At 36.0% G+C, this 13,307-nt stretch carries 10 protein-coding genes; all 10 read left to right on the top strand.

The annotated features are described in order from the left end of the window. Nucleotides 1–338: 338 nt before the first annotated feature. The 10 genes from BLW20_RS13420 to BLW20_RS13375 all read left to right on the top strand — a co-directional run bounded on the left by BLW20_RS13420 (nt 339) and on the right by BLW20_RS13375 (nt 12,860). On the top strand, nt 339–671 hold the full coding sequence (locus BLW20_RS13420) for a hypothetical protein (protein WP_091102321.1): 333 nt from the start codon (nt 339–341) through the stop codon (nt 669–671). A gap of 41 nt (nt 672–712) precedes the next feature. Continuing rightward, nucleotides 713–3,067: a TonB-dependent receptor gene (locus BLW20_RS13415; RefSeq protein WP_091102318.1), complete on the top strand. Its 2,355-nt coding sequence runs from the start codon at nt 713–715 to the stop codon at nt 3,065–3,067. A 17-nt stretch (nt 3,068–3,084) separates the two neighbouring features. Continuing rightward, nucleotides 3,085–3,537 (top strand): DUF4625 domain-containing protein, encoded by a 453-nt coding sequence (locus BLW20_RS13410; protein ID WP_091102314.1) that lies wholly within the window; start codon nt 3,085–3,087, stop codon nt 3,535–3,537. Nucleotides 3,538–3,690: 153 nt separating this feature from the next. Continuing rightward, the gene (locus BLW20_RS13405; RefSeq protein ID WP_091102309.1) at nt 3,691–6,489 is read left to right on the top strand and encodes a TonB-dependent receptor; all 2,799 of its coding nucleotides are present in this window, start codon (nt 3,691–3,693) and stop codon (nt 6,487–6,489) included. Then, nucleotides 6,489–7,487, top strand: coding sequence for a metallophosphoesterase (locus BLW20_RS13400; RefSeq protein ID WP_091102305.1), 999 nt, complete (start codon nt 6,489–6,491; stop codon nt 7,485–7,487). Before BLW20_RS13405 ends, BLW20_RS13400 begins: the two co-directional genes overlap by 1 nt. After that, nucleotides 7,484–8,536, top strand: coding sequence for a phytase (locus BLW20_RS13395; protein ID WP_091102301.1), 1,053 nt, complete (start codon nt 7,484–7,486; stop codon nt 8,534–8,536). Before BLW20_RS13400 ends, BLW20_RS13395 begins: the two co-directional genes overlap by 4 nt. 133 nt (nt 8,537–8,669) lie before the next feature. Beyond that, on the top strand, nt 8,670–9,107 hold the full coding sequence (locus tag BLW20_RS13390) for a DUF4625 domain-containing protein (protein ID WP_091102298.1): 438 nt from the start codon (nt 8,670–8,672) through the stop codon (nt 9,105–9,107). A 14-nt stretch (nt 9,108–9,121) separates the two neighbouring features. Beyond that, complete coding sequence (locus BLW20_RS13385; protein ID WP_143037813.1) at nt 9,122–9,859, top strand: hypothetical protein; 738 nt, start codon at nt 9,122–9,124, stop codon at nt 9,857–9,859. Between the two features lie 85 nt (nt 9,860–9,944). Further along, nucleotides 9,945–10,670 (top strand): RHS repeat protein, encoded by a 726-nt coding sequence (locus BLW20_RS13380; RefSeq protein WP_091102293.1) that lies wholly within the window; start codon nt 9,945–9,947, stop codon nt 10,668–10,670. Between the two features lie 78 nt (nt 10,671–10,748). Next, nucleotides 10,749–12,860 carry a prolyl oligopeptidase family serine peptidase gene (locus BLW20_RS13375; protein ID WP_091102290.1) on the top strand — a complete coding sequence of 704 codons (2,112 nt, stop codon included), beginning with the start codon at nt 10,749–10,751 and terminating at the stop codon, nt 12,858–12,860. The last annotated feature ends 447 nt before the right edge of the window (nt 12,861–13,307 follow it).

Here is a 13,307-nt window from a genome sequence, read left to right as displayed (position 1 = left end):
TATGCTTGTAGACAAGCATATCAAATTTATCTTTTGGAATAAAATTGATGATTTGTTTGAAAATCGGCTGACCGACTAATTTCTTTTCTGTATCTTTATTGCTCATATTTTTGATTTGTCGTAAAACCAAAATATGAAAAAAGGAGCTAACCACAATGGGAAGCTCCTTAATTTTGAAAAGTTAGTCGGTTAGTAGTGATCAACAATATAACTTTCATTTTGTCCAAAACTTTTTAGACATGAGAAAATAATGAACATCAAGAAAATGTATAATCTTATCATAAAAATGGAATAAATTAGACTTTAAATATAAGTAGTTTTTTTATCTTTGTAAAATTATGAAATCAAATAAGCGGATCATATCGTTGTTTTTTAGCATTTGCGTTTTAGTAACGTTGATGTTTCAATCTGCGCATACCTATTCGCATTTAATTACTGATTTTTTCGATGCAGGTTCGCATCACACCAAAAATGATCCATTGGCAAACCATCATCCTGATAATTGTCAGATTTGTCATTTTACTTTAAGTCCGTTTACAACTGTAACACCAGATGTAATCGTATTTTATTCTTCAATAACATATCCAAAATTAAACGTAACGCACCACACTAGCTATGTTGATGCTTCGTTTGACGTTATTTCCCTTCGCGGTCCGCCTATTTTTGTTTAAATAGATTTTTCGATTATTTACACAAATTAAAAATTCACAAAATGCGTTTATTACTAACGGTTGTTTTGTGTATGTTTGGCTATAGTATATTTGCACAGCACCAATTGCAAGGTGTGGTAAAAAATACGATGGGCGAAACCATTGCAAACAGCCATATTGATTTAAGCAGTAATTGTGTGGATACGGATCCTTTGGGAAGATTTACGTTTAATAACCTAAAAAGCGGAACATATACGTTAAAAGTTTCTGCCGAGGGTTACGGTATCTATCAGGAAAAAATCATCTTAGACCAATCAAAACAACTAACAATTGTTTTAGAAGAAGAAGGAGAAGAAACCCTGGAAACCATTGTAATTCATACCGCACAGCAAAAAGCTTATAATCAGCAAAAAATTACACAGAAATATCTGCAAGATAATTACAGCAGCAGTTTGGCTAAAACCCTTGCGAACGTAGTGGGTTTAGATGCCGTTACAATTGGTTCGCAAACCGCAAAACCCATGATGCGTGGGTTGGGATTTACCCGCCTGGCAGTTACCGAAAACGGTATTAAGCAGGAAGGACAGCAATGGGGTGCCGATCACGGTTTGGAAATTGATGCGTTAACCACCGAAAGCGTTGAGGTAATTAAAGGTGTTGGAACCATTACACACGGTTCTGATGCCATTGCCGGTGTTATCGAGGTGAATAATGAGATCATTCCTGCCAATGGCTTTAAAGGGCAATATGCAACCACAGCTCAAAGTGTTAATAAATCATGGGCAAACGGATTGAATCTGTCTTATAAAAACGATAAGAATTTTTATAAATTTAAAACGTCTTATAGCATCTTTGCCGATTTCAAAGTTCCTGTTGATGAAATTACCTATTTGGGTACCAAAATTCCATTGACAAACGGAACGATGGTTAATACTGCCGGAAACGAATTTTCGGTGTATGGACAATGGGGATATGTCAATGATTATTTTCAAAGCATTTTAAGCATTAGCCAGTTTCAAAACAAGTCGGGTTTTTTTGCCGGAGCTCACGGTATTCCGTCAGTTAATGATGCAAAACCCGATGGTAGTGACCGAAACATAGGCATGCCTTATCAGCAGGTAAATCACACTAAAGTGACCTATCATGCCAAATGGCAAAATACGCACGATGCCTGGGATTTTAAATTAGGTTTTCAACGCAATCACCGTCAGGAATACAGTTTGTTTCATACACATTATTCCAATCAGGTGGCACCGGAAATCAATCCTGATTTAGAGTTAGATTTTAAACTAAATACCCTGAATGCCGAACTATCGTACAAAAAGGATTGGCTGTTAGATCATACTACTATTTTGGGTGTGCAAAGCCAGTATCAAACCAACGATATAGAAGGTTACAGTTATTTAATGCCGGAATACGACCGTTGGAACATAGGGATTTTTGGTAAGCATACCTGGAACATAGCTGCTGATTGGAATGTAGAACTGGGGGCACGGTATGATGCGGCACATTTAAATGTATCAGAATATTTCGATGACGTATTGTATGATTATTTAATTGGAAGAGGGACAGCTGAAACTGATGCCCAAACCAATGCGCAGCGCAGTATACCTTTGTCTAAGGATTTTTCTCGTGGAAATGCAGCCATAGGCGTATCGTACCAAATTTCCGAAGGTTGGGAAAGTACGTTTACAGCAGCGTCGAACTTCAGGTTTCCCACGGCAATGGAAGTAAGTTCAAACGGAATACATCACGGTGCGTTTCGTCACGAACAAGGAAACCCTGATTTAGATGTTGAAAAAGGTTGGGCTTTTGATTTAAGTCAGCATTTTCATAAAAGTAATTTAAAAATAAACGCAAGTGCTTATTTATATTATTTCACTAATTATATTTTCTTGAAACCAACAGGCGTGTTTTCTATTTTGCCACATGGCGGACAGGTATATCGCTATGAGCAATCGAAAGCCATGCTTACCGGTTTAGAGATAGATGCCTTATACCAATGGAACAAATTTGGTTTTCAGGTACAGGCAGCTTATTTGTACAATAAACAGATTAGTGACACAGGAGTTGATTATCCGTTGCCGTTTTCTACTCCTACAAACGGGCAGTTCAGCGTGCAATATCATTTTAACGAGAGCAAACTGTTACAGCAAAACCAGTTGCAGTTAACCGTTAAAACCGCATTGCAGCAAAACCGTATTGCCCAAAACGAAGAGGTAACGCCGGGATATACCATTGTAAACGTTCAATTTAGTTCGGCTCTTAATTTTAAAAACTTTAAGCCGCAAATTCGTTTGCAGGTAAACAATGTATTTAACACGGTGTATTACCACCACAACAGTTTTTACCGGGCTTTGGATATCCCTGAGTTTGGCAGAAACATTCAACTTTTTATAACAATACCCATTAATTAAAAAAAAGAAATCAAATCATGAAAAAAATAGCAAGTTTAAGTTTCGCACTAATTGGTTTATTAATAATCAGCTCATGTTCAGATGACGATAATATGGTAGCGGATACTACCAAACCAACCATTCAAATTATTACGCCAACAGACGATCAGGAAATAGAACCGGGATCTGTTTTAAATTTCAAAGCAGATTTGAAGGATAATATAGGTTTAGCAAGCTATAAGATCGAAGTACATTCGGCAGAAGATGGGCACCAACATAAGGCAAAACAATCAGAAGCAGAAGAATTCCACTATGATTTTTCAGCAGAGGTACCTTCTAAATCACCCGAATTTACAGTTGAAAAACCAATCAATGTACCGGAAGATGTAAAAGAAGGTCATTATCACGTAGGTATCACGGTTTTAGATGTTAACGGAAACCAGAACCAACAGTTTATAGAAGTTTTTATTGGCGATGAACACGAGCATTAATAGTAAAAAAGACACTTAGGTGTCTTTTTTTTATCTTAGTTTTCTTTATATACAGAATAATTTATTTAACCGTTTTATAACATACCGGTAATTATAGTTTCTTTTTGTAAAGATATTTTTGCCTAAACTAATTTTAAGGTAAAAACTATTAAAATGAAGAATTTTTACATTTTAGCCGCCTCTTTGGTAAGTGCCTTTACATTTGCACAAAGTGGGGTGATTTCTGGGAAAGTAATTGACGAAAGCAATAAATTTTCTTTACCCGGAGCTACAATAAAAATCGAAGGTTCAAACCGTTATACCATTTCTAATCAAAACGGCGGTTATGAATTTTTAAGTCTTCCTGAAGGAAATTACACGGTATATGTAGAATATATAGGTTATGTAACAGCTGCACAGGAAGTGATCGTTACTGCCAACCATACCACAACCGCAAACTTTCAGTTAATAGCCGGTTCTGAAGAGTTAGAAGAAATTGTAATTATAGGTGATTTTCTTCGCGGTCAGGCAAAAGCATTAAATCAACAGCGCAATAATGCAAACATCACTAACATTATATCATCTGACCAGGTAGGTCGTTTTCCCGATGCCAATATTGGCGATGCATTAAAACGTGTACCGGGAATTACTATGCAGAACGATCAGGGTGAGGCCCGAAACATTATTGTTCGTGGTTTATCTCCCGAATTAAACTCGGTAACTTTAAATGGCGACCGCATTCCGTCTGCTGAAGGAGATAACCGAAATGTTCAAATGGATTTGATTCCGTCTGATATGATTTCAACCATCGAAGTAAACAAAACCCTAACTCCGGATATGGATGCCGATGCTATTGGTGGTTCCGTAAACCTTATTACCCGTGCTGTGCCAAACCGCGAGCGTATCTCGGCAACGTTATCGGGTGGTTATGCACCTATACGTGACAAAGGTTTGTACAACGGTGCATTTATTTACGGAAACCGTTTTGCTGATAATAAATTAGGAATCATTGCGTCGGGAACATGGCAATCACAAAATTTTGGATCAGATAACGTAGAAGCTGTTTGGGATAAAGACGATAACGGAAATCCGTATATAACCGAAATGGATATTCGTAAATACGATGTACAGCGGGTTAGAAGAAGTTTCTCTCTAAGCAGTGATTATGTTTTTAACGAAAATAACAGAATAGATTTAACAGCTATGTACAACTGGCGCGATGACAGAGAAAATCGTTACCGTACCCGTTACAGAGATTTAGAGTTACAAGATGATGGAACTTATGTAGGAGAAATACGTCGTGAAACAAAAGGTGGTATTGACAATAGCCGCAACAAAAATGCCCGTTTAGAAGATCAGCGGATAATGAACATTTCCTTGCGAGGCGAGCATTTGTTAACGCCTAAATTAGACATGGACTGGTCTGTTTCTTATTCCAAAGCAAGCGAAGACCGCCCGAATGAACGTTACATGGATTTTAGACAGAAAGATGTAACCATGGGACAAAGCACAAAAGGAAAAAACGATCCGTTGGTTTATGCTGCTGGTGGCGAAGATCCTAATAATTTTGAATTAAGGTCCATCACAGAAAATCATGATTACACGCAGGAAGAAGAAATCGGAGCGAAATTAAACTTCCGTGTACCGCTTTCTGTAATTCAACATCAAAAAGGGCGTTTACGTTTTGGTGCCCGTCTGCGTTTAAAAGACAAAGTACGCGATAACATTTTTTACGAATATGAACCACTAAACCCTTGGGGAAGCCTTGCAAATGTTCAGAATGTGTTTTGGAGCGGCGACAATTTTAACCAAGGTTCGCAATACGTACCTGGATATTTTGCAAGCAATCAATTGTTAGGTTCGTTAGATTTAGGAAACCCTAATTTATTCGAATCTTCTTTACAACCGGCAGAATTTTTGTCATCGAATTATAAAGCTAAAGAACGTATCACTGCCGGATACTTACGTTGGGATCAGGATTTCAACGAAAAAACATCGTTAATTGCCGGTGTTCGTTTAGAACATACTGCTATTGAATATACCGGAAATTATATTATGGACGAGGAAGATTTAGTAGGAGAAATTAAAAATGAGAACGACTATTTAAACGTACTGCCAAGTGTTACATTAAAGCATAAGGTAAACGATAATTTCATCTTACGTGCTGCTATAACCACAAGTATTGCACGACCTAACTACTACAATTTGGCACCTTATGTAAATGTAATTCCTGCCGATTCAGAAATTGCCGCGGGGAATCCTAACCTGAAAGCAACCTATGCTACAAATTTCGATGTAATGGCAGAAAATTATTTTGAAAACATTGGTATTGTTTCGGCTGGTGCATTCTACAAAAATTTAGATAACTTTATTTATACGTACAATAACAACATTTATACAACCGATAATTTCTCAGCTGATTTTCCAACGGTTGCTAACCCAATACCGGCAGGTGAAAACTGGGATTTTACACAGGCAAGAAATGGCGATAAAGTAAGCGTTTACGGTTTCGAAGTTGCTTTTCAACGTCAGTTAGATTTCTTACCAGGTAGTTTCTTTAAAAATCTTGGTTTGTACGCAAATTACACCTATACAAAATCTGACGCAAAAGGTATAACTAATGAAGACGGCGAAGCACGTACAGGTTTAGGTTTGCCACGCACCGCACCGCACATGGTTAACGGATCGTTGGCTTGGGAAAATAACAAATTCTCAGCACGTATATCGGCTAATTACACATCGGCTTATTTAGATGAAATTGGTGGAAATGAGTTTGAAGACAGTTATTACGACAAGCAATTCTTTTTAGATTTCAATGCTTCTTACAAGTTTACACCAAACTGGCGCGTGTTTCTTGAGGCAAACAACTTAACAAACCAGCCGTTGCGTTATTACCAGGGCGATACCAACCGTATGAAGCAGTTAGAATATTACCAATCTCGATTCACGTTGGGTATTAAATACGATTTCTAATGAAGTGCAATTATTTTATACCAATAGTTGTTTTATTATTAAGTGTTAATTTTCATTCGTATGGTCAGGAGCGTCCTGATCATACGCTTAATAAAACAATTCATCAGCACCGCGACATTCAGCCTGTAAAAGACGGAATTTCGTTTTTAGCCATTGGCGATTTTGGTCGTCATGGTGCTTTCACACAGAAAGAAGTTGCCCGTGATATGGGAACCATTGCTGAAATTTTAGATATGAATTTTACTATTTCTGTTGGTGATAATTTTTACCCAACAGGAGTTCAAAGTACGCAGGATTATCAGTGGTTTTCATCGTTCGAGAACATTTATACACACCATTTACTGCACGAACCTTGGTATGTTGCGTTGGGAAATCATGATTATGAAGGAAATGTTCAGGCACAGATCGATTACAGTAAGATTTCGAGAAGATGGGAAATGCCCGACCGTTATTTTGAACGATTGATAGAAATTGATAAAGGCAAATATTTACAGTTATTAGTTATTGATACCAATCCGTTTGTTACAAAGTATAAGGCAAATCCTGAAAAATATTTAGGAATAAACGATCAGGATACCAAGGAACAATTACAATGGTTCGAAACAAAATTAGCGAATAACGATCCTAAAATTATATGGAAAATCGTAGTTGGGCATCATCCGCTTTACACAGGCGGAAAACGCAAAAGCGAGCAGGAAACAAAAGACACCGAGTTGATTTTTGAACCAATTTTAGAAAAGTATCAGGTTGACGCTTACATTTGCGGACACGAACACGATTTGCAGATTATTAAAAAAAACAACAAAAAAGTAATGCAGTTTTTATCTGGTGCAGGCAGTGAATTGCGTGAAACAGGAAAAATAGAAGGATCGTTATTTGCCCAGTCTGTTCCGGGTTTTATGGCATTCACCCTAACCAACAATATTTTGAAAGCTTACGTAATTCAATCAAACGAAAAAGATTTTAAAGTAATTTATCAAACCGAAATTAAAAAATGAAAAAAGTACTATATCTTGTAGCGGTTACTGCTTTAGTAACATCTTGTAATTCTTCAAAACTGACACCGGTAGCTAAAAACGCATTAAAACCAATAGTTGTCACACAGGAAACTCCGCATGATACCGACGATCCTGCTATTTGGATCAACAAAGCCAATCCATCACAATCATTAATTATCGGAACCGATAAAGAAAAAGAAACAGGAGGTTTGTATGTATTTGATTTGCAAGGGAACATTGTAGATAAAGTTTATCCTATGGATCGTCCAAACAATGTTGATATTGCTTACGGATTGATGCTAAACGGTAAAAAAACAGATATTGCCGTAGTTACCGAGCGTAAGAAAGATCAAATCCGCATATTTTCGTTACCCGGTTTAAAACCCGTTGATAATGGCGGAATTGCAGTTTTTGAAGATTCCGAACGAAAGGATCCTATGGGAATTGCCTTATACACCAATCCTTCGAACGGAAAAACCTATGCAATTGTTGGCAGAAAAGAAGGTGTTTCGGGCGAATACATGTATCAGTACGAATTAACAGATGCTAACGGAACGGTTACTGCAAAGTTGGTTCGTAAATTTGGAAACTATTCAGGCAAAAAAGAAATCGAAGCCATTATGGTTGACAACGAATTGGGATATATTTATTATTCAGACGAAACCGCAGGTATCAGAAAATATTATGCCGATCCTGAAAAAGGGAATGAAGAACTGGCATTTTTCGGTCAGAAAGATTTTAAACGCGATCATGAAGGCATTGCTCTTTATAAAACAAATGCTAATCAGGGCTATATTTTAATATCAGACCAGCAGTCAAACAATTTTGTGGTTTACAAGCGCGAAGGAGAAAATGGGAACGCAAACAATCATAAAATGATTGCTAAAATTCCGTTTTCTACCATAGAATGTGATGGGGCAGATGCTGTTAATTTTAATTTCGGCGGATCATTCACCAACGGGATTTTTGTAGCAATGAGCAACGGCAAAGTTTTTCAGTATTATGACTGGAACATCATTCAGCACGAAATTGATAAACAAAGTAACTAATTTTCTATCCTTAAGATGTTGATTTTTAACAGATAAGGCTGGTTTTATCAGTCTTATCTGTTTTTATTTACTTCTATGTCAAATACTAAAATTTGAAATTATTCGTTTATCTTTGAAAACTAAATTTTTAATTATGAAGTTTTTAAAACAAATAAGCGTGTTTTTTTTATTGGCAACTGCTTTTGTAAGTTGTAATGATGAAGATCCGGATACCGATGGTCCAACAATTGAAATTACAAATATTTCAGATAATCAAGAATTTAAGTTCGGGGAAGATTTAGTAATGAATTTTATGTTTACCGATCAAACAGGTGTATATGAATATGCATATGAAATTTATTCTAAAGATAATTTACCAAAAGAGTTCAAAGTAAATCAGAAATTATTTGATCTTCAAGGGTATTTTACTGAAATAAATCAAATTCAAACAGTGATTTTACCTGAAAAATCAACTAATGAAACGTATGCCGAAGGCGATTATTTAATAAAAGTACAAGCATCAGATATTAACCAAATCGTTTCAACTTATTACAAACCCATTCGGATTGTATATCCTGAAACTCAAGAATAAATTACACTAATTTTATGAAAAAGATGATTATTCCGTTTGCATTGGCAACATCGGTTCTTTTTATTTCATGTAAAGACGATGACAATGTAACAGAAAGAACAAAATTACCCAAAACCATTACAAGTACTTACGGTAAAATAGATTTTACTTACAGTTCAACCGGGCAACTGGTTAAAGTTGTCGATAAAGATTCTGATACAGAATATACCGAAACTATTTTTACGTATGATAATTCGGGTAAAGTAGTAAAACTTGTAACTATTTACAATGATCCAAGCGGAACTGAAACAGAATCGTACACTATAAGCTATCCTACAGAAAATCAGGCAAAAGTTACTGATGAGGATAATGATTATGTATTGGTTAATTTTAACGACCAAGGTCAGGTTTTAAACTTTAACAATTTTGACGAAGTAACTACGTTTACATACGATGACCGGGGAAATATTGTGAAAATTGTCGATGAAGACTCAACAATTACAGCAAGTTACAATAACGATAAAGGCATTTTAAGCGGTATTAGTTCAGCAAAATGGGTATTGTTGTTAAGTGATCTTGATTTGTTTTATTTCGGATCTAATAACCCTGTTTCAGTAAATTCGGTTTCGCAATATAACGGAAACACATATACTTCATCAGAAGCTTATTCATATCCCGCCGAACATATTATAAATGGTTATCCAACGCGAATGTCAGTGAACTATACCGAAAACGGATCTACCGAAAACGAAGTTTATACAATTACTTATTAGATCTTAAAAATCTTATAAAAAATAACTCCTTTCTTGTTCTTGAAGAAAGGAGTTTTATATTTGCACCAAATTAAAATTAATATTTATGAAAAAAATTATTTTATCGGCTTTTGTGTTAGCCGGAATGCTTTTTACATCATGTAATGACGATGATAATATAACAGATGACGGAACGGTTGATGTTTCTAAGATGTATTTACCTTCTAAAATTGTTTCAGAAGATTACACAACAACTTTTACCTATAACAACAAAGGTCAGCTAACTAAAATTATCGAAAGTGATGGGTATGAATATACTTTTACTTACAACGGAAGTCAATTGGTTGAATTTGTAGAAAAAGATAATTCTGGTAAAACTACTTATACGTTTTCGCAAAGTGGCACAACAATAACTTTAACTATGGTTGGCGAATATGGTACTCAAAAATATGAGGATACAGAAATATTAATAGTAGATGCAACCGGAAATTTAATTAACGATGGTTATTTTACTTATAGCTATGATGCTAACGGAAATATTACAAAAATGACAGGGGATGAGGGAGAAGTAACTTTCACATTTGATTCTAAAAACGGGATCTTTAAAAACTTAAATCTTCCAAAATGGGTTTCAACTTATATATTAGAGAATCAAACAAATTTGGTTAATAATGTTCTTAGTATAAGTATTATAAGTAAAGAAGATCCGGAAGATTATTTTTCTGGTACTGTAAAATATGAATACAATGCCGATAGTTATCCTTTGAAAATGGAATCGTTATCTTCATCTAATGAAACTTATTCACAAAGCATAGAATACACAAAAAAGTAATCTTATTATAATTCAGATAATTAAAACTTGCCAACCTCGGCAAGTTTTTTTATTTTGCAACTTATCAAAACTATTGACATGAAAAAATTAGTTAGCTCTATTTTTATTGCTTCGGTTATCTCGCAAGCTGTAAATGCCCAAACAAATCAAATGAATTATCCAATAACAAATAAAAAAGAGGTTATTGATGTTTACTTCAATACCAAAATAGCCGATCCTTATCGTTGGCTGGAAGACGACCGATCTGCCGAAACAGCAGCTTGGGTTACTGCCCAAAATAACGTGACTTTTGCTTATTTAGATCAAATTCCGTACCGCGATCAATTAAAAAAACAACTGACAGAAAAATGGAACTACGAAAAAATCGGAGCTCCGTTTGTAGAAGGCGATTTTACCTATTATTATAAAAACGATGGTTTGCAGAACCAGTCGGTTTTGTATCGTAAAAATAAATCGGGTAAAGAAGAAGTTTTTTTAGATCCGAATACCTTTTCTAAAGACGGAACCACCTCGTTAGCCGATGTTTCGTTTACCGAAGATGGAAGCCTGGTGGCGTACGCTATTTCAGAAGGCGGTAGCGACTGGCGTAAAATCATTGTTTTAAACGCAAAAGATAAATCGGTTATTGGAGACACTTTGGTCGATGTGAAATTTTCGGGAATCAGTTGGTACAAAAACGAGGGTTTTTATTATTCAAGTTACGACAAACCAACCGGATCAGAACTTTCCGCAAAAACCGATGAGCACAAATTGTATTATCATAAATTAGGAACATCACAAAAAGACGATCAAATTGTTTTTGGTGAAAAATACAAACGCCGTTATGTGAGCGGATATGTTACCAATGATCAAAAATATTTGGTAGTAACAGCTGCAAATGCCACATCGGGAAACGAATTGTACATTCAGGATCTAACTAAAGCAAACAGCCAGATTCAAACCATTGTTACGGGATTTGATAACGATTATTCTGTTATTGATTCTAAAGATGGAAAACTTTATATCGAAACAAATTTAAATGCTCCGAATAAAAAATTAATGGCAGTAAAGGCGGCAACATTAGTTAATAAAAGCACATGGGAAGACGTAATTTTGGAAAGTGATAATGTGCTTGATCTATCTAAAGCGGGCGGTTATTTTTTTGCCCATTATATGAAAGATGCCGTTTCGGTGGTTGAACAATTCGATTACTCGGGAAAATTGATTCGTAAAATTCAGTTACCGGGCTTGGGAACAGCAAGTGGTTTCAGTGATAAAAAAAATGCAAAAGATTTGTATTTTTCGTTTACCAACTACATTACGCCGGGTACGATTTATAAAATGAATATAGCTTCAGGAAAATCTGAAATATACCAACAGCCAAAAGTAAAATTCAATCCCGAAGATTACGAATCAAAACAGGTTTTCTATACATCAAAAGATGGAACAAAAGTTCCAATGATGATTACTTATAAAAAAGGGACAAAATTAGACGGAACGAACCCTACGATGTTATATGCTTACGGTGGATTCAATATTTCGTTAACGCCAGGTTTTAGTATTGCAAATGCGGTTTGGCTGGAAAACGGAGGGATTTATGCTGTTCCAAATCTGCGTGGAGGCGGTGAATATGGCAAAAAATGGCACGATGCAGGAACAAAACTACAAAAACAAAACGTTTTTGACGATTTCATTGCTGCAGCCGAATATCTGATTAAAGAAAAATACACTTCATCTGATAAATTGGCTATTCGCGGAGGTTCAAACGGTGGATTATTAGTTGGTGCAACCATGACACAGCGTCCCGATTTAATGAAAGTAGCTTTACCTGCAGTGGGTGTGTTGGATATGTTGCGCTACCATACCTTTACAGCCGGTGCTGGTTGGGCTTACGATTACGGAACGGCAGAAGATTCTAACGAAATGTTCAATTATTTAAAAGGATATTCGCCGGTACATAACGTAAAAGAAGGAGTTTCGTATCCGGCAACAATGGTTACAACAGGCGACCATGACGACCGCGTTGTTCCGGCACACAGTTTTAAATTTGCTGCAGAATTGCAAGAGAAAAATGCGGGTAACAACCCCATGTTAATTCGTATTGATGTAAATGCAGGGCACGGCGCAGGAAAATCGGTTCAGCAAACCATTAACGAAAATGCCGATATACAGGCATTCACCCTTTGGAATATGGGTGTTGAGAAGTTGTAAATTTAATATGATAAAACCCAAGCACCTGCAAGGTATAATTCCTTGTAGGTGTTTTTTATTAAATTAGCAATATGATGAATTTATTTAGATACAGTATATTATTTCTATTCACTACTAAACGGGCAATCTTTCAAATAGGGCAAAATTAGTTGTTAATCTATTGAATATCAATACATCTTTTTAGTTTCCCCCAAAACCCACCTCCCCCTTATTTTAGAACAAAGAAGTCTGAAGGCAGGGTGATTTATTTCGCTTTTTTCGTTTTTGGTATGTCCTTCGGCTATTTTGCACCATCCAAAACACATCAACGTGGCTGATCAGGTGTATTCTGACCAATGCAGCAATGGTTGAAAACGCTTTTTTGCTTTCCGATTTCACTTTCAATACCTGCATCAGCAATTGTGCGATGAGCGTACACCAGATTTGGGTTTTGATGCCGTTTTCGGT

Origin of the sequence: Paenimyroides marinum (assembly GCF_900108395.1) — a bacterium.
GTDB lineage: Bacteria > Bacteroidota > Bacteroidia > Flavobacteriales > Flavobacteriaceae > Flavobacterium > Flavobacterium marinum.
Note: the sequence above shows the minus strand (reverse complement) of the source record. Positions and strands in the feature narration are given on the sequence as shown.